Origin of the sequence: Polaromonas sp. CG_9.11 (assembly GCF_015752225.1) — a bacterium.
Taxonomy (GTDB): domain Bacteria; phylum Pseudomonadota; class Gammaproteobacteria; order Burkholderiales; family Burkholderiaceae_C; genus Polaromonas.
The window spans coordinates 29,943-53,170 of sequence record NZ_JADOVE010000004.1 but is presented as its reverse complement, the minus strand read 5'-3'; the positions used below and the strand labels follow the sequence as shown (position 1 = coordinate 53,170).

General features: G+C 64.0%; 15 protein-coding genes and 5 tRNA genes. 11 read left to right on the top strand and 9 right to left on the bottom strand.

Annotated features, from left to right (window positions below):
* Positions 1-49 precede the first annotated feature (49 nt).
* From IWX85_RS04820 to IWX85_RS04800, 5 genes are all read left to right on the top strand, one after another.
* Positions 50-125: transfer RNA gene (locus IWX85_RS04820), tRNA-Ala, on the top strand.
* A 70-nt stretch (positions 126-195) separates the two neighbouring features.
* Positions 196-271, top strand: a tRNA-Glu gene (locus tag IWX85_RS04815).
* A gap of 79 nt (positions 272-350) precedes the next feature.
* Positions 351-427 (top strand) — tRNA-Asp (locus IWX85_RS04810).
* A gap of 122 nt (positions 428-549) precedes the next feature.
* A tRNA-Glu gene (locus IWX85_RS04805) sits at positions 550-625 on the top strand.
* A gap of 79 nt (positions 626-704) precedes the next feature.
* Positions 705-781: transfer RNA gene (locus tag IWX85_RS04800), tRNA-Asp, on the top strand.
* Between the two features lie 1,288 nt (positions 782-2,069).
* Here the strand turns inward: IWX85_RS04800 and IWX85_RS04795 are convergent.
* A complete protein-coding gene (locus tag IWX85_RS04795; RefSeq protein ID WP_036809671.1) occupies positions 2,070-2,522 on the bottom strand; it encodes a potassium channel family protein in 453 nt (150 codons plus the stop codon).
* A gap of 70 nt (positions 2,523-2,592) precedes the next feature.
* Here IWX85_RS04795 and IWX85_RS04790 point away from each other — a divergent pair, with 70 nt between their 5' ends.
* A complete protein-coding gene (locus IWX85_RS04790) occupies positions 2,593-3,252 on the top strand; it encodes a DUF1345 domain-containing protein (protein WP_196868929.1) in 660 nt (219 codons plus the stop codon).
* Between the two features lies 1 nt (position 3,253).
* Here the strand turns inward: IWX85_RS04790 and IWX85_RS04785 are convergent, their stop codons facing one another.
* The 7 genes from IWX85_RS04785 to IWX85_RS04755 all read right to left on the bottom strand — a co-directional run bounded on the left by IWX85_RS04785 (position 3,254) and on the right by IWX85_RS04755 (position 15,047).
* Positions 3,254-4,183, bottom strand: coding sequence for a DMT family transporter (locus tag IWX85_RS04785; protein WP_196869033.1), 930 nt, complete (start codon positions 4,181-4,183; stop codon positions 3,254-3,256).
* 17 nt (positions 4,184-4,200) lie between these two features.
* Positions 4,201-4,725, bottom strand: coding sequence for a methylated-DNA--[protein]-cysteine S-methyltransferase (locus IWX85_RS04780; protein WP_036813409.1), 525 nt, complete (start codon positions 4,723-4,725; stop codon positions 4,201-4,203).
* A 127-nt stretch (positions 4,726-4,852) separates the two neighbouring features.
* Positions 4,853-6,379 carry a DNA-3-methyladenine glycosylase 2 family protein gene (locus IWX85_RS04775; RefSeq protein ID WP_036809678.1) on the bottom strand — a complete coding sequence of 509 codons (1,527 nt, stop codon included), beginning with the start codon at positions 6,377-6,379 and terminating at the stop codon, positions 4,853-4,855.
* Positions 6,380-6,462: 83 nt separating this feature from the next.
* Positions 6,463-7,962: a 4-alpha-glucanotransferase gene (gene malQ / locus IWX85_RS04770; protein ID WP_196868928.1), complete on the bottom strand. Its 1,500-nt coding sequence runs from the start codon at positions 7,960-7,962 to the stop codon at positions 6,463-6,465.
* A gap of 188 nt (positions 7,963-8,150) precedes the next feature.
* On the bottom strand, positions 8,151-10,271 hold the full coding sequence (gene glgX, locus IWX85_RS04765; protein WP_196868927.1) for a glycogen debranching protein GlgX: 2,121 nt from the start codon (positions 10,269-10,271) through the stop codon (positions 8,151-8,153).
* Complete coding sequence (glgB, locus tag IWX85_RS04760; protein WP_196868926.1) at positions 10,268-12,457, bottom strand: 1,4-alpha-glucan branching protein GlgB; 2,190 nt, start codon at positions 12,455-12,457, stop codon at positions 10,268-10,270. The genes glgX and glgB overlap by 4 nt, the downstream gene beginning before the upstream one ends.
* A gap of 100 nt (positions 12,458-12,557) precedes the next feature.
* Complete coding sequence (locus IWX85_RS04755; protein WP_370584216.1) at positions 12,558-15,047, bottom strand: glycogen/starch/alpha-glucan phosphorylase; 2,490 nt, start codon at positions 15,045-15,047, stop codon at positions 12,558-12,560.
* Between the two features lie 201 nt (positions 15,048-15,248).
* Between IWX85_RS04755 and glgC the strand changes: the two genes are divergently transcribed.
* From glgC to IWX85_RS04730, 5 genes are all read left to right on the top strand, one after another.
* Positions 15,249-16,517, top strand: a complete 1,269-nt coding sequence (glgC, locus tag IWX85_RS04750) for a glucose-1-phosphate adenylyltransferase (RefSeq protein WP_196868924.1) — start codon at positions 15,249-15,251, stop codon at positions 16,515-16,517.
* Entirely contained in the window at positions 16,514-17,998 is a 1,485-nt protein-coding gene (gene glgA / locus IWX85_RS04745; protein ID WP_196868923.1) for a glycogen synthase GlgA, read from the top strand. Before glgC ends, glgA begins: the two co-directional genes overlap by 4 nt.
* A gap of 142 nt (positions 17,999-18,140) precedes the next feature.
* Positions 18,141-19,613 (top strand): phosphomannomutase/phosphoglucomutase, encoded by a 1,473-nt coding sequence (locus IWX85_RS04740; RefSeq protein WP_196868922.1) that lies wholly within the window; start codon positions 18,141-18,143, stop codon positions 19,611-19,613.
* 143 nt (positions 19,614-19,756) lie between these two features.
* A complete protein-coding gene (waaC, locus tag IWX85_RS04735) occupies positions 19,757-20,836 on the top strand; it encodes a lipopolysaccharide heptosyltransferase I (RefSeq protein WP_196868921.1) in 1,080 nt (359 codons plus the stop codon).
* The gene (locus IWX85_RS04730) at positions 20,833-22,170 is read left to right on the top strand and encodes a 3-deoxy-D-manno-octulosonic acid transferase (protein ID WP_196868920.1); all 1,338 of its coding nucleotides are present in this window, start codon (positions 20,833-20,835) and stop codon (positions 22,168-22,170) included. The genes waaC and IWX85_RS04730 overlap by 4 nt, the downstream gene beginning before the upstream one ends.
* 214 nt (positions 22,171-22,384) lie before the next feature.
* Here IWX85_RS04730 and IWX85_RS04725 read toward each other — a convergent pair whose 3' ends face one another.
* A complete protein-coding gene (locus IWX85_RS04725) occupies positions 22,385-22,594 on the bottom strand; it encodes a collagen-like protein (RefSeq protein WP_196868919.1) in 210 nt (69 codons plus the stop codon).
* Between the last annotated feature and the right edge of the window lie 634 nt (positions 22,595-23,228).

Here is a 23,228-nt window from a genome sequence, read left to right as displayed (position 1 = left end):
CTCGTTATAATTTGAGGCTCGACAGGTTGCCAAGAGATTGGTGGCCAGAGGGGGTATAGCTCAGCTGGGAGAGCGCTTGCATGGCATGCAAGAGGTCATCGGTTCGATCCCGTTTACCTCCACCAACGTCGCTAAAGTTTTTCGAAGTTTTTTTTGCAGGCTCTTGAAAGCCCGCGCCGGAAGTCACCAGGTTAAGACCCCATCGTCTAGAGGCCTAGGACACTACCCTTTCACGGTAGGTACCGGGGTTCGAATCCCCGTAGGGTCGCCAAATTTCCTCACTGTAAGGTGAAGAGACAAAGCACAAGTTGTCAAGCACTTGGCTCGCAAGAGCAAACGCTTTTCTACCAGGAGTGGTAGTTCAGTTGGTTAGAATACCGGCCTGTCACGCCGGGGGTCGCGGGTTCGAGTCCCGTCCGCTCCGCCAGATTGAAGCCCTTGCAATTTTATAAGTTACAAGGGCTTTCCTCTTAGACTTGTTTTTGATCTAAAAGGTTGTTTGGATTTTTTCAGGCGCTTGAAAGCCTGCGCCGGAAGTCACCAGGTTAAGACCCCATCGTCTAGAGGCCTAGGACACTACCCTTTCACGGTAGGTACCGGGGTTCGAATCCCCGTAGGGTCGCCAAATTTCTTCGCTGCAAGGCGAGGGGACAAAGCACAAGTTGTCAAGCACTTGGCTCGCAAGAGCAAACGCTTTTCTACCAGGAGTGGTAGTTCAGTTGGTTAGAATACCGGCCTGTCACGCCGGGGGTCGCGGGTTCGAGTCCCGTCCGCTCCGCCAGTCATTTGAAAAAGCCGCTGCACACGCTTGTTTGCAGCGGCTTTTTTTGTTTGATTGGCGTTCTGTCGGAAGAGCACTGTCCGAGTCTCTTCTGTGGAGCAAGTTGCTGCCTTCATTCAGGCCGGGCGGCCATGCCGTAAAACACGGCAGCAACATGCTTGCACATCGATGCGTCATCCGGGCAACCAGTGTCGAACGTGATCACTTTAGGCGACGGGAAACGTCAGGTGTCGCCTGCACCTGAATCGTCGCCCAGCCCCATGTCGACGGCCAGGCATGCACCCATGCCGAGCCGCGTGAGCATATACAGCCATTGCACGCCCGCCTGCTGGCAGGGCCGCAAGCTTGCCTTGAGTCCACGGTTCCGGGCCTTCGGACTGTTGCAAGTTCTGCCGTGTCACCGCCAGCCACGCGCTGCAGGCAGTTGCGACCAGTCGGATTCAGCCCGTTGCCAGTTTCTTCTATGGACGCGTCCGCCTCCAGCCGCATGTCCTCGGTAAACGGCAGTCCATCGCTGCCTTCCAGCAAGGCTTTGCTCAGGCTTTCACTGTCCAGCAGCACATCCTTGCTTTGCTGCAACGGCACCCGCGCGCCAGGCGCCAGGGGGGTAAGCCATGATGCCAGCGGTTTCGAACTGGGGCATGTCGATCGCAAAGCGGTATGCCTAGGCGGCGGTCCAGCGAAGCGGATGGCAAAGCTCACCGGCCTGGACCCTGTTGCGCCGCCATTCGCAGTGCTTTGCGGCATGTCGCACCGGCAGCAGCAGGGACAACAGTTGCGCCCGGCTGCAGCTGCTCGAAAATTCCTCCGGTGATTGTGATTGTGATTGTGATTGTGATTGCGACAGCGGCTGGTGCTGCGCCTTGCCCCGGGCTGAAAGGCGTGCGGTGCAGGTGGCCGTAAAGGCGAAGGGCGCGTTGGCAATGCGGCGCGTGAAATCATCGGCCTTGTGGGTAATGACCGCAATTGCGCTGCCCTCGGGCGTGGTGCGCAGTGCGGTGACAAAGCACACCGCCACATTGCGCCATCACGCCGGGCTGTCGACAGGCGGCGGCCTCCCTGCGTGCTACCCATGTGCTATGGCCGCTGCCCAGCGCAAAGGAGGGGCTCCAACCGTGAGGAACTTTCCGGTATCAAGGGCGGCGCGTGATCACTGCGGAGTGACCCACAGGCGGCTTCCGGGCGTCAGTTGCGGCGCCGAGGTGGGCAGGGATGGTTTGATGTGTCCATGGGCAGTCAGTGCGTCAGTCGCATTTAAAAGGCACGGACGCCGATTCGGTAAATGCAGCTATCTTGCATCCTTATCAGGCGCGACCTGCACGGGCCGGGCTGTTTTTTCGCCCACTATTTCCTGACGCAGGTGCTGCACCTCATCCCGCAACTGCCGGATTTCACGCATCAGTTCGTACTCGATCTGGCGCTCCTCGCCTTCCTCGACATCTTTCTCGACAAAAATTGCCGCCAGCGACGCGGTAGCCAGCGACAGCACCGCCAGCCCCAGCAGCACCACGATGACGGCAAACATGCGCGACGCATGCGTGCTGGGCACCACATCGCCATAACCCACCGTCGCCGCCGTGGTGAACGCCAGCCACAGGCCTTCGGCCAGCGTATCTACACCCGGGTCCAGCATCCAGAAGCCAAAGCCGCCCAACAGCAGGATCAGACCGCACAGAACCAGCGAATAAAACACTCCCTGGCGGGCGATATGGACTTTCCTGGGGTGTTTCTTGAACGACATGGGCAAGCCTGGGTCTGGCGAATGGGAATATCGATTATTGTCCGCGCCGGCTGGGCTGCACAATGGCGCCATGCGTCACCGATTTTCTGAAACCACCGGCCCGCAGCGGCTGATGTATGGCTTTTTTGCAGGCCTGGCAAGCGCTGCGTTGCCGCTGCCGCTGGTCTGGCAGTTTCGCGGACTGCTGGGCTGGAGCACCGGCGTGGCGGTGTACCTGGCGCTGGCCTGGTGGCTGTGCGAGCGCTTTGATGCCCAACAAACCCGCGAGCGGGCGCAGGCGCAGGATGAACCCAGCGTGGTGCTGTTTTTTCTCATGCTGCTGGCCAGCATGGCCTGCGTGGCTGCCATCGTCGTGATGATGCAGCAGGGCCATGACTACACGGGCACCGAACGCTCGATGCATATTGCGCTGTCGGTGGTGGCGCTGATCGCCTCGTGGCTTTTCATCCAGACCATCTTTGCGTTTCGCTATGCCCACCGCTACTACCAGGAAGAGAAAAACAGTGAGCCAGGTGGGGCGGGCCTGCAGTTTCCGGGCGGGCAGGACCCGGACTATTTTGATTTTCTGTACTACGCGCATGTGGTCGGCATGACCTCGCAGGTGTCCGATGTGCAGGTCACCTCGCGCGAGATGCGCCGGCTCACGCTGGTCCACAGTGTGCTGTCGTTCGGCTTCAACATGCTGGTGCTGGCGCTCAGCATCAACGTGGTGGCCGGCGTGCTGCAATAGCTCAGCGCGGCAAGGCGCTATGGCGTCCTGGCCGAAGCAGTCCCGTGGACAGCGCGGTGCCGCAAACGATGACCACGGCGCAGCCCACCATCCACGGGGTGACCGACTCGCCCAGAAACAGCACGCCGTAGAGCACCGCAAACACCGGCACCACAAACGTCACCGACAGCGCGCGCGCCGGGCCGGCGTTTTCAATCAGCCGGAAAAACAGAATGTAGGCAATGCCGGTGCAAACCACACCGACGGCCAGCAGTGCCAGCCAGGCCGAAGCACCCGGCATGCGCGCCGGCCACAGCCACAAGGCCGGCAGGGCCAGCCCCAGCGTGGCACCGATCTGGCTGCCGGCGGCTGTCACCAGCGGCGGCAAGCCGGAAAGATAACGTTTGGTGTAGCTGGCCGAGATGCCGTAGCAAACACAGGCCAGCAGGCACGCCAGCACGGCCCAGCCCGGCGCCACACCCGAAGCGTTGGGCTTGAAGCTGGCCTGGTCCCACGCCAGCAGCGCCACGCCGGCGAAGCCGATGACCAGCCCTGCGATGCGCCAGGCGGTGGGTTTGTCCTTGAGCCAGAGCCAGGCAATCAGCGCGCCGAACATCGGCACGGTGGCGTTCAGGATCGAAGCCAGTCCGGTGCTGATGGACAGCAGCGCAAACGAAAAGCAGGCAAACGGAATGCCCGAATTGAGCAGGCCGATGAAAAAAACCCGTTTCCAGTTCTTCTGCAGCACGGGCAGCAAGCCGCGCAACCACACCAGCGGCAGCAAAAACAGCGCCGCAATCGTCACCCGCACGGCGGCAGTTGGCAGCGGTCCAAACTCGACCGCGCCCATGCGCATGAACAGAAACGACGAACCCCAGATGGCCGCCAGCAGCACGAAGTCATTCAGCCAGCTTTTGGGGCTGGCCACAGCAAGACCGGCGCCCGCGCCCATCGTGGAGGACCGCGCGTTCAAAGAAGACTCTCCGCCAGAGCGCCTTCAAGCCGCAGCAGCGCGGTCTTGCGATCCAGTCCGCCGGCGTAGCCGGTCAGCGCGCCGCAGCTAGCAGTCACCCGGTGGCAGGGCACGATGATGCTGATGGGGTTGCGCCCGATGGCGCCACCCACGGCCCGCACCGCCGCCGGCTTGCCGATGCGCTGGCTGATTTCTGCATAGCTGGTGACTTCGCCCTGGGGAATATCCCGCAGCGCCTGCCACACCGATTGCTGAAACGCCGAGCCGCAGCCAAGGTCCAATGGCAGCTCGAACTGGCTGCGTTGGCCGGCGAAATACTCGCTGAGTTGCTGGCAGGCTTGCTGCAGAACCGGATGGCTGGCGTCTTCGCGCCAGGCCGTCGGGCTTGTGAGTTCAGGCGGCAGATAGCGCTGGTTTTCAGCGAACCACAGCCCGGCCAGGCCTTTGTCGGTGGCGGCGATGACGATGGGCCCGAGCGGGCTGGCAACGGTGGCTTGAACGATGGAAGGGGCGAATTTCATGAGGGTCTCTTGGGCGTGTCTCTTGTTTGCTTTCGGGCATATGGGCAGGAAAAATTGCAGAAATTTATGGTTTTTACAGGTTTTGCGCATACTGAGTATGCGTTTGCAGCTATTATTTTAATAGCGTTCATGGTATTTCCAGTGACGCTGGTATGGCCGGCGCTGCGACCAGCAAACCGCTCCAGGCGCGAATGACCGCATAACTGCGCCACGGTTTCCACGCCAGCGATGCCTTCTCGGCTTCCCGGGCCGGCGACTTGAGCCCCTGCACACCCAGCATTTTATGCAGCGCCACATCGCCGGCCGGAAATGCATCGGGCCAGCACAGCGCGCGCATGGCGATGTACTGCGCCGTCCAGTCGCCTATGCCGGGCAGCGCCTTGAGTTGGGCAATCGTTGTGTTGACATCGGCGCCGCCGTGCAACTGCAGCCGCTTCTCGGCGACCCCCCGGGCAATGCCGTTGATGGCCGCCTGGCGCTGTCGCACGATGCCCAACTGGCCCAGTGCATCACTGCTGGCAGCAGCCAGCACGGCGGGTGCGGGAAACAGCCGGGTCAGCAGCGGCCATGGCGTTTCTATCGGTTCGCCGAATCGGTCCACCAGGCGCTGTGCCAGCGTTCGCGCTGCCGCCACGGTGACCTGCTGGCCCAGCACCGCCCGCACGGCCAGCTCGTAACCATCGAGCGCGCCGGGAACGCGCAGCCCGTCGCCTCCCGGAAAGCTGCTTTGCAGCACGCTGTTGATGGCAGCCGGGTCGGCGTCCAGGTCAAACAGCGCGCGCACCCGTCGAATCACCAGTGGCAGCACGCCCAGCAGCGACTCGCTCACCTGCAAGACCAGCTGGCTGCGCGGCTCGTCAAAACGGGCGAGCAGCCAGCCAGCATGTGTTTTTCCACCCGATTCAACGCTGAATGTCCTTCCTACGCTTGTCTGATGAGCGTCAGTAGCTATGAATTCAATAGCGTTTATACGGTGCGTTTCAATAAACTTCAGCATGGAGGCCACGTCATAAGGCGGGCGGTAACCCAGGCGCACGGTGATGCCTTCATGCTCAGGCCGGGCTTGCTGCCGGCGCATCTGGCTTGGGTTGAGCCGGTAGTGCTGCACAAACGCGGCATTGAAACGGCGCACACTGGCAAAGCCACTGGCCAATGCCACCTGCGTGACCGGCATATCGGTATCGGCCAGCAACTGCTTGGCTGTCAACAGTCGCCGGGTTTGCAAATACTGCAACGGCGACACGCCAAACTGGGCTTCGAAGATCCGCCGTACATGGCGGCTGCTGACGCCCAGGCGCGCGGCCAGCTTTTCGACGGAAGGGCTTTCATCCGTCCAGCCGTCCGGCGCATCGAGCAGCCGCGCTGCTTGGTGCGCCAGAATAAAAGACGAATCCTGGATCGACCAGGCCACCGAATGCGGCGCCAGTTCGGGACGGCAGCGCAGGCAGGGCCGGAAGCCGGCGCTTTCAGCTTGCGCGGCATGGCTGAAAAAGTGGCAGTTCTTGCGCAGCGGCGTCTTGACGCTGCAAACCGGCCGGCAGTAAATGCCGGTAGACGTCACGCCTGTGAAAAATCGGCCGTCAAAACGCGCGTCCTTGGCCTTCAGCGCGAGATAGCAGTCATCGTCGGTCAGCAGGGAATTTTTCGTCGTCATCTGTGAATGATACGGCGATCACATGATGACGGCTGGCCGTTTTCGGACCTGTCGGTGCGCGGCTTGACCGCTTGGCCTGGCGGTTATTCGCGCCGGTACAGGCTGCCAAACCGGGCCAGCTGTTCGGCATGCAAAGGCTGCACCTGGTGCCAGCCAAAGCGCCATTCCCAGTGGCCTTCGCCCTGGCCAGGCAGGTTCATGCGGTGTTCGCTGCCCAGGCCCAGCACGTCCTGCAATGGATGGATGGCGGTGTCGGCGACGCTGGCGCTGGCAGCGCGGATCAATTGCCAGTGGATGTCGTGGCCGTCACCGGTGCCCAGGTAGTCGAGCACCTGCTGGCGCATCGCGGGCGAGGCTTCGGCCCACCAGCCTTGCGTGGTGTTGTTGTCGTGTGTGCCGGTGTAGACGACGGTGTTGCTGTCGTAGTTGTGCGGCAGGTAGGCATTGGTGTTGTCGCCGTCTTCGTTGAATGCAAACTGCAAAATCCGCATGCCGGGCAGGCTGAATTCATGGCGCAAGGCGTCCACGTCGGGCGTGATTTGCCCCAGGTCTTCGGCAATGATGGGCAATTCGCCCAGCGCTGCTTCGATGGCCTGGAACAGCGCCGCGCCGGGGCCGGGCAGCCAGCGTCCCCGGATGGCATTGGGCTCGCTGGCCGGGATTTCCCAATAACCCGCAAAACCCCGGAAATGGTCGATGCGTACGATGTCCACCAGCTCGAAAATGCGCCGCACGCGTTCGATCCACCAGGCATAGCCTTCGGCCGCATGGGCGCTCCAGCGGTACAGCGGGTTGCCCCAGCGCTGGCCGGTGGCGCTGAAATAGTCGGGCGGCACGCCGGCAATGACTGTGGCGCGGCCGTCGGCATCCAGCTCGAACAATTCCTGGCGCGCCCAGACCTCGGCGCTCTGGTAGGCAATGAAGATGGGCGCGTCACCGACGATCTTCACGCCGCGTTCGTTGGCGTGGGTGCGCAGATTTTTCCATTGCCGGTAAAAACACCACTGGCTGAATTTCCAGAAGGCAATGCGTTCGGCATGTGCGCTGCTGGCTTCTTGCAGGGCCTGCTGTGCGCGCTGGGCAAGCGGCGCTGGCCAGTCGCTCCAGTCGCGCTCGCCGTGCTGTTCATCCAGCGTCATGAACAGCGCGTAGTCTTCCAGCCAGCCGGCGTGGTGCAGGCAAAAATCGGCGAAGTCCGCCTGGTCGGCTGCGCTGATGTGTTGCGCAAAACGGGCGGCGGCTTTTTGCAGCCGCGCCATGCGCCACGGCACGACGGCGCCAAAGTCAACGCGGGCATCGCTGAAGCCGGCGTCCGGCTGCAGGTCGGCGTCGTCCAGCCAGCCGTGCTGCTGCAATTCGGCCAGGTCGATCAGCAGCAGGTTGCCGGCAAAGGCCGAACTGCTCATGTAAGGCGAGTTGCCGGGGCCGATGCCGCCCAGCGGCAAAATTTGCCAGAGCCTTTGCCTGGCTGTGACCAGCCAGTCGACAAAGTGATAAGCGGCGGGTCCCAAGTCGCCGCAACCATGCGGGCCGGGCAGGGAAGTGGGGTGCAGCAACACGCCGCTGGCACGGGGAAAGGTCATGGAGGTTGCCCCTTAAAAATGCGGGAAGCCTATTCTCTGCTCACCGTGGTCAGCAAGCAGATTTCAGGCATGAAAAAGGTGTTTTGCGCATATTGCGTAAGTACTTTTAGCTATGTATTAAGTAGCAAATATAGGCGCCATTCTGTAGATTGCCTGTACGCCATGGTGAAAGTGCAAGGGGATTTTTTCTAGAACTGCACTTCGGTACCAGCGACAACCAGCAGCATCAGGCTGTGCGCCGCCAGCTTCAAGGGCGCCTCGCCCTGACCCTGCCAGCGGGTCACGCCGCGAGGATCGGCCGTGTCCAGCACCGCCTGCCAGACGCCGGCGGGCAGCATGAAGTCCCGGTCTTCGGCCTCCGGGTTGACCAGCAGCAGCAATGGCGCGCGGGCGCGGCCCGGCTGGCCGATCAGGCAGCCCAGCACGCGCTTGCTGTTGTCGCGCCAATCCTGGTCTTGCAAGACCTCGCCGCTGCTGTTCAACCAGTGCAGGTCGTGCAGGCCAAGCGTGTCGCTCAGCCCGCTGTACCAGTGGTTGCCAAACGGCAGCAGCTGGCGGCGTAGCGACAGCACCCAGGCGGTGAAGTCGATCAACGTGTCGTCGGCTTGTGTCCAGTCGATCCAGGTGATCTCGTTGTCCTGGCAATACGGGTTGTTGTTGCCTTGCTGGCTGTGGCCGAGTTCGTCGCCGGCGCAGAGCATCGGCGTGCCCTGGGCCAACAGGGTGGTCGCCAGCAGGGCGCGCTGCATGCGGCCGCGCTGTTCGTTGATCTGCGAGTCGTCGGTCGGACCCTCGGCGCCGCAGTTGTTGCTCAGGTTGTTGCCGTGGCCGTCGCGGTTGTCCTCGCCGTTGGCCTCGTTGTGGCGCTCGTTGTGGCTGACCAGATCAAGCAGGGTAAAGCCGTCGTGCGACACCAGGTAGTTCACCGAGGTGCTTGGTGCCCGCCCGCTGCCCTGGTAGAGATCGGCCGAAGCGCACAGCCGCCGGGCAAAGTCGCCAAGCGAGGTGGCCTGCTCGCCCGGCTGCAGCCAGAAGCTGCGCATGCCGTCGCGGAAATGGTCGTTCCACTCCAGCCAGCCTTTGGCAAAACCGCCAACCTGGTAGCCGCCGGGGCCGATGTCCCACGGCTCGGCAATCATCTTGACGCGCGACAGCACCGGGTCCTGCGCCACGGCGGTGAAAAACGCGCCGTTGCGCTCAAAGCCTTCGCTGCTGCGGCCCAGTACAGGCGCCAGATCGAACCGGAAGCCATCGACATGCATGCGCTGCACCCAGTAGCGCAGGCTGTCCATCACCAGCTGCAGCACCCGGGGCTGGCGGATGTCCAGCGTGTTGCCGCAGCCGCTGTGGTTTTCGAAGCCGACCGGCGGCTCCGGGCTGAGGCGATAGTAGCTGGCATTGTCCAGGCCGCGAAAGCTGATGGACGGACCGCCGCCGTCGGCCTCGGGCGTGTGGTTGTACACCACGTCCAGAATGACTTCCAGGCCCTCGGCATGCAGCGCCTTGACCATGCTGCGGAATTCATCGCGCGGGTTGACGCCGCCCTGCTGCGACGCCAGCCGGACGCTGGGCGCAAAGAAGGCCAGCGTGTTGTAGCCCCAGTAATTGCTCAAGCCCATGCCGGCCAGCCGTTCTTCGTCGAGCGCGTAATGAACCGGCAGCAAGCTGATGCTGGTGATGCCCAGGCGCTTGAGGTGCGCCAGCGAAGCCGGGTCGGCCAGGCCGGCATAACTGCCACGCAAGGCTTCGGGCACCGCCGGGTTGCGTTTTGAAAAGCCCTTGACGTGGGCCTCATAGAGCACCGTGTCGGGCAGCGGCACGCCCGGCGGCTGGTCGCCTGACCAGTCGAAGCTGTCCTCCTGAACCACCCGCGCCTTCAGCGCCCCGGCAGCGTTGTCGCGGCTGTCCATGGCTGGCGGCTGTCCGGGCGGTGTATCTTGCGGGCTGGGGTGAACATAGGGAAAGTTTTCATCACACCACTCGAAAGTGCCGACGACCTCGCGGGCATAGGGGTCGAGCAGCAGCTTGTTCGGATTGAAGTAGTGGCCGTGCCGGGGCTGCCAGTCGCCATGCGCCCGCAGGCCATAAATCAGGCCAGGGGTGGCTTTCGGCAGGTAGCCGTGCCGGATGTCGTCGGTGTGGCCGGGCAGCGGTTCGCAGCGCGTCTGCAGCGTGCCGGCATCGTCGAACAGGCACAGCTCGATGGCCGAGGCATGGGCCGAAAAGACAGCGAAATTCACGCCTTGTCCATCCCAGCTGGCGCCCAGCGGCCAGGGCTTGCCGGGCAGAAGTTTGTCGGTCGTGCTCATGCCGTCCACTCCAGAAAAATTGTTGCCAGCGGCGGCAGCGTCAGCACGACAGAGTACGGCTGGCCGTGCCAGGGCAGCGGTTCTGCCGTCGCAGCGCCCAGCGGTGTTCCCAGGTTGCTGCCGCCGTAATGCACCGAGTCGGTGTTGAGCCGCTCGCGGTATTCGCCGGGCTGCGGCACGCCGATGCGGTAGCCCGTCTGCACGGTGGGGGTGAAGTTGCAGACCACCAGCATGAAGCGCCGCGCTTCCAGGCCGCGTCGCACGAAGCCGAGCACCGAATGCGCCGCATCCTGATGGTCCATCCATTCAAAACCGGCAGGCACGAAGTCGAGCTGGTGCAGCGCCGGTGCGCTTCGGTACAACCGGTTCAGGTCGCGCACCAGTTGCTGCACGCCCACATGCCGTTCATCGTCCAGCAGGTGCCAGTCCAGGCTGCGGTCGTGGCTCCATTCGCGCATCTGCGCAAACTCGCAGCCCATGAACAGCAGCTTCTTGCCGGGGTGGCCGAACATGAAACCCAGGTAGGCACGCAGGTTGGCGAACTGCTGCCAGGGGTTGCCGGGCATCTTGCCCAGCAGCGAGCCCTTGCCGTGCACCACCTCGTCATGGGAAATGGGCAGCACGAAGTTCTCGCTGAAGGCGTAGCTCAGGCCGAAGGTCATTTCGCCCTGGTGGTGCTGGCGATGCACCGGGTCGCGCGCCATGTACTGCAGCGTGTCATGCATCCAGCCCATGTTCCATTTGTAGTGAAAGCCCAGGCCGCCTGAAAAGGTCGGGCGCGAGACACCGGGAAATGAGGTCGATTCCTCGGCCATGGTGACGGCTTGCGGCCGCTCGGTGCCAATCACCTCGTTCATGCGCTTCAAAAAGGCGATGGTTTCCAGGTTTTCCCGGCCGCCGTGAATGTTGGGAATCCATTCGCCGGGCTGGCGGCTGTAGTCGCGGTAGAGCATCGACGCCACCGCATCAACACGCAGGCCATCGACGCCGAAGCGCTCCAGCCAGTACAGCGCATTGCCCATCAGGAAATTGCGCACCTCGGTGCGGCCCAGGTTGTAGATCAGCGTGTTCCAGTCGTTGTGGAATCCTTCGCGCGGATCGGCGTATTCATACAGCGGCGTGCCGTCAAAGTTGCCCAGGCCATGGGCATCGGTCGGAAAGTGCGCCGGCACCCAGTCGAGCAGCACGCCAATGCCTGCCCCATGGCAGTGCGCCACGAAGCGAACGAAGCCGTCGGCATCGCCGAAACGCGAAGTCGGCGCGTACAGGCCCACTGGCTGATAACCCCAGGAGCCGTCAAACGGATGCTCGCTGATCGGCAGCAGCTCCAGGTGGGTAAAGCCCATGTCCACCGCATAGGGCACCAGTTGCGCCGCCAGCTCGTCCCAGGTCAGCCAGCGCTGCAGGCCGCTGGCCGGGTCGTCGATGCGCCGCCAGGAACCGAGGTGGACTTCGTAGATGCTCAGGGGCGCGTCCAGCGCGTTGGCCTGCTGGCGCACGCTGGATACAGACTGGCGCGCCGGCATGCTTGATACGATGCTGGCCGTGGCGGGGCGAAGTTCGGCCTGACGCGCATACGGATCGGCACGGGCCGGCAATACCTGGCCATTGGCCGCCAGGATTTCAAATTTGTACCGGGCGCCCATTTCCACGCCGGGCAGGAAGATTTCCCAGACGCCGCACTCGCGCCGCAGCCGCATCGGGTGGCGCCGGCCGTCCCAGAGGTTGAAGTCGCCCACCACGCTGACGCGCGAGGCATTCGGTGCCCACACGGCAAAACTGGTGCCGTCCACACCATCCATCATGCGCGGGTTGGCGCCCAGGATTTCATAGGGCCGAAGGTGCGTGCCTTCGCCGAGCAGCCAGATATCCATGTCACCCAGCACTTGCCCGAAGCGGTAGGGGTCTTCCAGCACGGCGGTCTGGTAGTTGTCCCACTGCACCTGCAGGCAATAAGCAACCGGTGCCGGCAGCGCCAGCAGGCCTTCGAAAAATCCGTCGGGATGCTGCTGCTCCAGCGTGCCGATCGGATGGCCCGAATCGGCATCGAGCACCTCCACCCGCCGGGCACCTGGCAAAAAAGCGCGGATCGACACGCCGCCCTGGTCCGCATGCGGCCCCAGCACCAAGAACGGGTCGGCGTGGCGGGCGCTGCAAATCAGTTCAATAGCTTGCGGGTTCAGCATGGATGAGTCCTCGGGTGCGGTCAAACCGTCATTCCCGCCTTTGCGGGAATGACGCAGGGATGGGCGTGTGAGACATGTGGCTCAACAGGAAAAACTCCGCTCAGTGCGTGGCCGGCTCGATGTTCCAGATCTGGCGGGCGTATTCCCGGATCGTCCGGTCGGACGAAAACGCACCCATGCCCGCCACATTGGCGATGGCCTGCTCTGACCATTTCGCTGGCTGGCGGTACAGCGCATCGACCCGCAACTGGGTGGCGACATACGACTCGTAATCGGCCAGCAGCAGGTAATGGTCGCCGCCCCACAGCAGCGAATCGACCAGTGCGCGGTAGCGCCCCGGCTCTTCCAGAGAGAACTGGCCGCCGGCAATCGCGTCGAGCACGCTTTTCAGCGCGGGAATGCTTTCGTAGTGGCGCATCGGCTGGTAGCCGGTCTGCCGCAGCGCATGCACCTCGGGCGTGCTCAAGCCGAAGATGAAGATGTTGTCATCGCCCACGTTGTGCCGGATTTCGATGTTGGCGCCGTCGTCGGTGCCGATGGTCAGCGCGCCGTTCAGGGCCAGCTTCATGTTGCCGGTGCCCGAAGCCTCGGTGCCGGCTGTCGATATCTGCTCTGACAAATCAGCGCCGGGCATGATGACCTCGGCCACCGACACGCCGTAGTTCGGCACGAACACCAGTTTCAGCTTGTCGCCAATGCGTGGGTCGTGGTTGATGACGCTGCCGACATCGTGGATCAGCCGGATGATGGACTTGGCCGTGTGGTAGCTGGACGCCGCCTTGCCGGCAAAGATCACCGTGCGCGGCACCCAGTCGGCCTGCGGATTGGCCAGGATGGCCTGGTAGCGCGTGACCACATGCAGCACGTTGAGCAACTGGCGCTTGTACTCGTGGATGCGCTTGACCTGTACGTCGAACAACGAGTCGGGGCTGACGGTGATGCCGGTCGTCTTCTCGATATACGCCGCCAGTCGGGTCTTGTTGGCGCGCTTGATGGCCATGAACCTGCCCTGGAAATCGGCGTCGCTGCGATATTCCTTCAGCCGCTTGAGCTGGTCCAGGTCCAGCCGCCAGTGCTTGCCCAGCGTGCTGTCAAGCAGCGCAGACAGGCCGGGGTTGGCCTGTGCCAGCCAGCGCCGGGGTGTGACGCCGTTGGTCATGTTGGTGAAGCGTTCCGGCCACAGGTCGGCGAAGTCGGCAAAGATGGTCTGCACCAGCAGGTTCGAATGCAGCGCCGACACGCCGTTGACCTTGTGGCTGCCGACCACCGACAGATGCGCCATGCGAACGCGCCGCTCGCCGTGCTCGTCGATCAGCGACAGGCGGGACAAAAAGGCGTTGTCGCCGGGACGGTGGCGCGCCGCCATTTCCAGGAATTCCTTGTTGATGCGGAAGATGATTTCCAGGTGGCGCGGCAGGACCTGCTGGATCAGGCTGACCGGCCAGGTTTCCAGCGCCTCGGGCATCAGGGTGTGGTTGGTGTACGAGAACGTCTTGCCGCACAGTGCCCATGCATCGGCCCAGGGCATCTGGTGCTCGTCGCACAGCAGGCGCATGAGCTCGGCCACGCCGATGGCCGGATGGGTGTCGTTCAGGTGAATCGCCACCTTGTCGGCCAGGTTGTCCAGCGTCGGGTGTTCGTCCAGATGGCGCTTGACCAGGTCCTGGATGGACGCGGCGACAAAGAAGTACTCCTGCTTGAGCCGCAACTCGCGTCCGGCCGGCGTGCTGTCGTTGGGGTAGAGCACCCAGGAGATGTTCTCGAATTCGTTCTTGGCCGTCGCCGCCCGGGCATAGTCGCCGGTGTTGAAGGCATTCAGGTCAATGTGCGCCGGCGCCACGGCTTTCCACAGCCGCAAGGTGCTGACCAGCGGCGTGCCATGGCCGGGCACCACCATGTCGTAGGCCTTGGCGGCGACTTCCCCTGCATGGCGCCAGAGGGGTGTGCCCTCAACATGCTCGACCCAGCCGCCAAAGCGCACCGGGTAGCTGATGCCGGCGCGGGGAAATTCCCATGGCGTGCCGTCCTGCAGCCAGGGGTCGGGGTATTCGACCTGCGCGCCGTCCTGGATTTCCTGCGCAAACATGCCGTATTCATAGCGGATGCCGTAGCCGAACGAGGGCAGGCCGAGCGTCGCCATCGAATCCAGGAAGCACGCCGCCAGCCGGCCCAGGCCACCATTGCCCAGGGCTGCGTCGGCCTCGCGGTCGGCCACGTCTTCCATGCTTTGCGCATGCTGCGTCAAGCCCTGCGCGGCGCCGCTCGTCAAGTTGAGTGCTGCCAGCGCATTGGACAGGGTGCGGCCCATCAAAAATTCCATCGACAGGTAAACCACCCGGCGCGCCTTGGCTGCGCGTTGCCGTGCCTGGGTTTCTACCCAGCGCTGTGACAGCTGCTCGCGCGCCACCTGGGCGACGGCCTGCATCAGGTCGGTGGGCGTGGCGTCTTCGGAAGCCACGCCGACGGTGCACAGCAAATGCGCTTCAATGTGCGCCGCCAGGGCATGCTTGGCGATGGGGGGGCTTGAGTTCACGGCGGTATCCTTTAAGGTGCGGCAGACAGGCACGGCTATCGGCAAGGAGCGGGCCATCTGCAAATTTTGGTTGATTCTCGCATGTGAAAAAGACCGCAGGCCCGTCCTTGGGAGGACCGCCAGCAACGCCATCGGTGGTTGCCGGCTGAGGTCGCCGCTGGCGGTTGATGCACTGTCTTGTCTTGTGCAAAGCCCTTGCCCGCGCGGTTTGCGGTATTAAGATGGTGGCGCCCTTCATCACTCCCATGGCAGGAAACAATGAAATCGAATGAACTCGCGCAAAGTCTTGATTTACCAAAACGGGCCATTGCCCTGGTGCTGGCCGGCGGGCGCGGCAGCCGTCTGATGAACCTGACCGACAGCCGTGCCAAGCCGGCGGTCTACTTCGGCGGCAAGTTCCGAATCGTCGACTTTGCGCTGTCGAACTGCCTCAATTCGGGCATCCGGCGCATCGGCGTCATCACGCAGTACAAGTCGCACAGCCTGTTGCGCCACCTGCAGCGTGGCTGGGCCTTCCTGAAAACCGAGATGAACGAATTTGTCGATCTGCTGCCGGCCCAGCAGCGCAGCGGCGACGAAAGCTGGTACCGGGGAACAGCGGACGCGGTGCACCAGAACTACGACATCCTCGAGAGCTACGGCGCCGACTACATCGTGGTGCTGGCCGGCGACCATATCTACAAGATGAACTACGCGCTGATGCTCGCCGACCATGTGGCCAAGGGCCGCGACTGCACCGTCGGCTGCATTGCCGTGCCGCGCATGGAAGCCACCGCTTTTGGCGTGATGGCGGTCGATGAGCACAGCATGGTGACCGAATTCCTGGAAAAGCCTGCCGACCCGCCGTCCATGCCGGGCCGACCCGACATGGCGCTGGCCAGCATGGGCATCTATATCTTCAACGCCGAGTACCTTTACAAGGAGCTAGCGCGCGACATCGCCGACCCCGATTCGACGCACGACTTCGGCAAGGACATTATTCCGCGCGCGGTGAGGAACGGTGAAGTGGCGGCGCATCCGTTCGCGCTAAGCTGCGTGCCGTCCAGCGATGTGGCCGAGCCCTACTGGCGTGATGTCGGCACCATCGATGCCTACTGGGAGGCAAACATCGACCTGACCGCGACCGACCCCGACCTCAACCTGTACGACCAGCACTGGCCAATCTGGACCTACCAGGCGCAGTTGCCGCCGGCCAAGTTCGTGCACAACCAGGAAGACCGGCGCGGCATGGCGATCGAATCGACCGTGTCGGGCGGCTGCATCGTGTCGGGCTATGTGTTCCGCTCGGTGCTGTTTTCCAGCGTGCGCGTTCATTCCCAGGCCAAGGTCAACTGGGCCGTGCTCTTGCCCGGCGTGCAGGTCGGACGCGGCGTCATTTTGAACCGGGTGGTGGTTGACCGGGGATGCAGCATTCCCGACGGCATGGTGATCGGCGAAGACGCCGAGCTCGACAGCCAGCGCTTTCACCGCAGCCTGAACGGCATCACGCTGGTCACCCGCAGCATGCTGGAAAAGATTGCCGCATGAAGGTCCTGCATGCCGCCGCCGAGGTGTTTCCGCTCGTCAAGACCGGTGGCCTGGCCGATGTGGTCGGCGCATTGCCCGGGGCACTGATGGCGCAGGGCGCCGATGTCCGGCTGGTGCTGCCCGGCCTGCCGGCCATTTTGTCGGGCCTGTCCAGCTCGAAGGCAATCTGTGAACTGGGCGCGCTCTTTGGCGCCGGCCGCGTCACCCTGCGCCTGGGCCGGTTGGCGCATAACGGCGTCGCTGCCTATGTGATCGACGCGCCCTACCTGTACCAGCGGCCGGGCAACCCTTACCTGATGCCGGGCGGCAGCGAGTGGCCGGACAACCTGCAGCGCTTTGGCCTGCTCGGCTGGGCGGCGGCGCACCTGGCCGCCGGCGAGCTGGACCCCGACTGGACGCCCGATGTGCTGCATGCCCACGACTGGCATGCCGCCATGGCCTGCGCCTATGCCGCCTGCCATCCGGCCACCCGTGCGGCCACGGTCTTCACGGTTCACAACCTGGCCTACCAGGGGCTGTTTGACGAAGGCGACTTTCACCTGCTTGGCCTGCCGTCGCGCCTGATGGTGCCGGTCGGGCTCGAATTCCATGGCCAGCTGTCCTTCATGAAGGCCGGCCTGAAATATGCCCGGCGCATCACCACGGTCAGCCCGACCTATGCGCAGGAAATCGCCACCGACGCCTTTGGCTGCGGCCTGGACGGCGTGATTCGTGCCCGGGGCGCGGACGTGTCCGGCATCTTGAACGGGGTGGACGGCGAGGTCTGGAACCCGGCCACCGACCTCTTGATTGCCGCGCCGTATTCGGCCGACAGGCTGGACGGCAAGGCGCTGTGCAAGGCGGCCCTGCAGCGCGAACTGGGCTTGAACGTCGATGCCAGGGCGCCGCTGTTTGCCGTCGTCAGCCGGCTGACGTCGCAAAAGGGGCTGGACCTGCTGCTCGACGCCTTGCCCGCGCTGCTCGATTTTCCGACGGCGGGCGGCCCCCAGCTGGCCGCCCTGGGCAATGGCGACCCGGCGCTCGAAGCCGCCCTTGCCCAGGCGGCGGCCGTGCAACCGGGCCGTGTGGCGGTGCGGCTGGTGTATGACGAGGCGCTGGCGCACCGCATGATGGCCGGCGCCGACGCGATGCTCGTGCCGTCGCGCTTCGAGCCCTGCGGTTTGACGCAGCTGTACGCGCTGCGCTATGGCACGGTGCCGGTGGTGCGCCAGGTCGGCGGCCTGGCCGACACGGTGGTCGGCGCCACGCAGGCCACGCTGGAAAGCGACCTGGCCACCGGTTTCAGCTTCGGGCCGGCCACCCCCGCCGCCCTGGCGCAAGCGCTGCGCCAGGCGGTCGCTGCCCACGGCCAGCCTGCGCTCTGGCGCCAGATGATGCTGCGCGGCATGGCACAGAACTTTTCATGGGAAGCCGCCGCCGCGCAGTACATGACGCTGTACCGCGAGGCTCGGGCGGCGTCTGTCACCGAGGCGCGTGTATAACCAAGGTTCGTTTCGCCTGCGGCCTGCGGTTTCCTCGCGGTGACAGACGCTGTTTAAAATTTCCAGGCAGTGTTTTTCCTTTTCCTGCACTCCGGCCCTGTCGCGCCATCACCATCAACAACACTTCAAAAAGAGCCCCACCATGCAAGTAGCCGCTTCGATCTTCAAGGCCTATGACATCCGGGGCGTCGTCCCCAGCACCGTGACCGAAGCGGTTGCCGAGGGCATTGGCAAGGCCTTTGGCACGATCGCACTGGCGCAGGGCGAAACCACCGTGGCCGTGGGCCGTGACGGCCGGCTCAGCGGCCCGTCGCTCAGCGCTGCACTGATGCGCGGCCTGCAGGCGGTCGGCATCGAAGTGATCGATGTCGGCATGGTCACCACGCCGATGCTGTACTTCGCCGCCAACACGCTGTGCAGCAGCGGCATCCAGGTCACCGGCAGCCACAACCCCAAGGACTACAACGGCTTCAAGATGGTCATGGCCGGGCGCGCCATCTACGGTGACGACATCCAGGCGATCCGCGCCATGATGGAGGGCGAAACCTGGGCGCTCAAGGACAGCGGCAGCGTGCGCCGTGTCGATGTCACCGACGCCTACCAAACGCGCATCGTGTCCGACATCCAGCTGGCGCGGCCGATGAAGGTGGTGGTCGATTGCGGCAACGGCATTGCCGGCGCCACGGCCCCGGATATTTTCCGCGCCATCGGCTGCGAAGTGACCGAACTGTTCAGCGAGGTCGATGGCAACTTTCCCAACCACCATCCCGACCCGAGCAAACCCGAAAACCTGCAGGACCTGATCCAGGCGCTGCAGGCCGGTGACGCCGAACTCGGTCTGGCCTTTGACGGCGACGGCGACCGCCTGGGCATCGTCACCAAGGACGGCCAGAACATCTACCCCGACCGCCAGATGATGCTGTTTGCCAGAGACGTGCTGAGCCGCGTGCCGGGCGGCACGATTGTTTATGACGTGAAATGCTCGCAGCGCCTGGCGCCCGAGATTGAAGCGGCCGGCGGCGTGCCGCTGATGTACAAGACTGGCCATTCGCTGATCAAGGCCAAGATGAAAGAAGTCGATTCACCGCTGGGTGGCGAGATGAGCGGCCACATCTTTTTCAAGGAGCGCTGGTTCGGTTTTGACGACGGCACCTACGCCGGCTGCCGGCTGCTGGAAATCGTCAGCAAGGCGGCGGACGCCGGCGTGCTGCTCAACAGCCTGCCGACCAGCTTCAGCACGCCCGAGCTGAACGTGCCCTGTGCCGAAGGCGAGCAGCACACGGCCGTGGCAAAAATGGTTGGCATGGCAAATGAGGCCGTGCGCAGCGCCGGGTCGCCCCAAGCAAGCACAGCCCCCTCGGGGGGCAGCGAACCACGCGAAGCGGGGAGCGTGGGGGCTCTGTTCGACGCGCCGGCCAAGGTCACGACCATCGACGGCGTGCGCGTGGACTGGCCGGACGGCTTTGGCCTGATTCGCGCCTCCAACACCACGCCAGTGCTGGTGCTGCGCTTCGAGGGCCAGACGCAGGCGGCGCTGGACCGCATCCAGGCCGACATGCTGGTACTGCTGCGCAGCGTCAAACCCGATGCGGTGTTTGCCGCGCCAGCGCATTGAATATAGAAGTGCACAGCGCAATACAGGCCGCAGGGAGCGTGGAGGGACCTTCTCCAGTCCAGTCAGGGCCGTGGAACCGGCTTTGCCGGGCCACAGGCGCAGCAGCCCCCTCGGGGGGCAGCGAACCACGCGAAGCGGGGAGCGTGGGGGTTCGAATCCTTCTCGTCAAGCTGTCATCTCTCGGCGATGTCGTGCATGCCCTGCCGGTGGTGCAGGACCTACTCGCGGCCCTGCCGGGCGCGCAGATCGACTGGGTGGTTGAACAATCGTTTGCGCCCGTGCTGGCGCTGCACCACGGCGTGCGGCGCATCATCCCGTGCGAAATCCGGCGCTGGCGCAAGTCGCCGCTGTCGGCAGCCACGCGCCAGCAGTGGAACGCCTTCAAGGCCGACCTGCGGCAGACCGAGTACGACGCCATCATCGACCTGCAGGGCCTGACCAAATCCGCCGTGGTGGCCTGGCTGGCGCGGCTGGCGCCCGGCGGCAAGCGTTATGCGCTGGGTAACCAGACCGACGGTTCCGGCTACGAAGCCCCGACGCGCTGGGTGGCCGACGTGGCGATACGCATCCAGCCGCACATCCACGCCGTGCAGCGCTCGCGCGAACTGGCGGCCCGGGCGCTGGGCTATTCCCTTGCGCCCAGCCCCGATTACGGGCTGAAACGGCAACTTGCGCAATCAGGATGGACGCATTCAGCGACTGAAAAAATAGCAAACAGGGTGGCTTTCGTGCATGGCACATCGCGTGCTGACAAGGAATGGCCGCTGGACCACTGGACGGCCCTGGGCCATCGCCTGAATGCCGCCGGCTACCAGGTCGCGCTGGCCCACGGCAATGAAAAAGAGAAGCTCAAGAGCCAGGCAATTGCCCGGGTGCTCAACGAACGCGCGCCCGGCCATGCCGTTGCCCTGCCGCTGCTGCCGCTCGATGCGCTGACGCACGAGCTGGCCCAGTGCGCCGGCGTCATCGGCGTGGACAGCGGCGTCAGCCACATCGCCGTGGCGCTGGACCTGCCGCATGTGCAGCTGTACAACTTCGACACCGCCTGGCGCACCGGCCCCGACGCGGCCAGCGGTCGACAAGTCAGCGTGTATGCCGCGCCCGCGCCTGGCGTGGATCAGGTCTGGCAGGCCTGGCTGGGCTGCCTGGACACCGTGCAAGGGGCGCAGGAACGGCCATCCCAAGTCCTGGAATGGTCGTCGTGCGAGACTGACGGCGCATGAGCGGCTGGGCGCGCGCGCTGTATTCGGTGCTCATGACGCTTGGCCAACCACTGCTGCGGCGCAAACTGGCGCGGCGCGGGCGGCAGGAGCCGGGCTACCGGGAAGCGGTCGATGAACGCTTTGGCCACTACCACCAGCCGCCTGAGATGGCGTCCGAACTGGTCTGGGTGCATGCCGTGTCGCTGGGCGAAACCCGGACCGCCGCCGTGCTGCTCAAGGCCTTGCGTGCCCAGCATCCCGCGCTGCGTTTGCTGCTCACGCACGGCACCGCCACCGGCCGCGAAGAGGGCAGGGCGCTGCTCCAGTCCATTGGCCGGCCCGGTGACGTACAGGTCTGGCAGCCCTGGGACAGCCCAATGGCCGTCAAGCGCTTCTTCAGCCACTTCAAGCCGCGGCTGGGCCTGCTGATGGAAACTGAACTCTGGCCGAACACCGTGGCCGAATCCAAACGACGCGGCATGCCGCTGGTGCTCGTCAACGGCCGGCTGTCGGCCAAGTCGCTGAATCAGGCGCATCGATGGGCGGCGCTGGCGTTGCCGGCTTATGGCGCGCTGTCGGCCGTGTATGCGCAGACGCAAGCCGATGCCGAGCGTTTTTGCCAGTTGGGCGCGCCCGTCGCGGGCGTGTTTGGCAACCTGAAGTTCGACGCCACGCCGGATGCCGCCCTGCTGACCAAGGGCCGGGTGTGGCGCGAAACACTGGCGCGTCCGGTACTCATGTTCGCCAGCTCGCGGGAAGGCGAAGAAGACGATTTTCTCAAGCAAATAAGTGCTTTTGCGCAGGCGGGACGGTCGCAATCAGCTATGAATTCAGTAGCAAACCCATTGCCCATTGCCTTCCAGGCACTGATCGTCCCGCGCCACCCGCAACGCTTTGACGAAGTGGCCGCGCTGGTCGTGCAGCACGGCTTGCGTGTGTCGCGCCGTTCCAGCTGGCAGGGCAGCCCCGCCGACAGTGAAGCAGCCATGGCCGCCGAGGTCTGGCTCGGCGATTCGCTGGGCGAGATGGCGCTGTACTACGGCCTGGGCGACGCGGCCCTGCTGGGTGGCAGCTTTGCGCCGCTGGGCGGGCAGAACCTGATCGAAGCCGCCGCCTGCGGCTGCCCGGTGGTGATGGGACCGCACACCTTCAATTTCACCGAAGCGGCGGAACTGGCCGAGGCCGAGGGCGCGGCGCTGCGCGTAGAGGGCATGGCGCAAGCAGTGCAAGCCGGGCTGGGGCTGATCAACGATCAGGCCGCGCTGGGGAAGGCGGTGAACGCCGGGCTGGCATTTGCCGCGCAAAACCAGGGCGCCATGGCCCGCACGGCAACAGCGCTGCAGGCCTTCCTGTAGCCTGGCAGAAGTACCAGGGCAGATTTGCAAACGCCATGGCCTCGGGCCTGGCATTTCCGGACAAGGCCCTGGCCCCGCGGGTGCTGCCAGATTACAGGCAAAAAAAATCCCCCTGGCTGTAAAACCGGAGGGAGAGAAAAGCTCGAGTTCTCTTAATCGTCATCCCAAGGGAATGGTTGGTATGCGAGCATCTGCACGCAGCGTTGCCAAAGCCTTATTTGGCAGGCGCGTCGCCGGTTTTCCCGGCAGCGCCTGTCGAGCCGGTGGCCCCTGTGGCGCCGCTGGAGCCGGTCGCGCCGGTGCTGCCCGTGGAACCCGTTGCGCCGGTCGCTCCTGCCGGGCCTGGCTGGGTAACGACGGTTTTTTCGCAGGCTGCGAGGCCCAGCGTCATGACAAGGGCGGCTGAGAGCAATGCGTATTTCATGGTGATCCTTTGGATGAATTTGAACGCACCCGATGTGCATTTTTTTGTTCCTCGCCAGCTTAACGAGGCCAGATCAAAACGGCTGTAGGACTGGCGCACGATCTGCAGTCCCTTATTGGCCGAAGCGGGGCTGGCGTTGCTGGCGCGAACGCAAAGTGCGCCGGACGGGGAAACCACAACTGTTTTTGGCTTCAAACTTCCGGTTGAGCGAAACCACCCTGACCGTTGGTCTTGGCATTCAAGGCATCTGCCCGTTTTTACCATCGAATGCAGGGCTGCCTGCGCAGACCGCGCCTGTGCCAGAGGTCTATTGGATGCAACAACGGTTGTTGGCTGTTTAAAACGATGGCGCACAGCTCAGCCGATGGTGCCGGCGCGGGCCAGCGCAGGCGCGCAGGTGATGCCCAGGAGCGAATGGGCGAATGAGTAAATGCGTATTTTCGGGTGCACTTCAAGGTCTCCAAAATCAGACTGCCCCGGACTCGATCCGGAAATCCGCAACCCATGACCCTGCTGGGGAGACGGCTTGGTTCCCAGGTGCTGAAACCCCGGGCTTGATCCGGGGCCGGGATGGCAGAAACCCCTGTCATTGCGCCTTGACCTGACAAGCGACCTGAGCAGTCACTGATTTTTA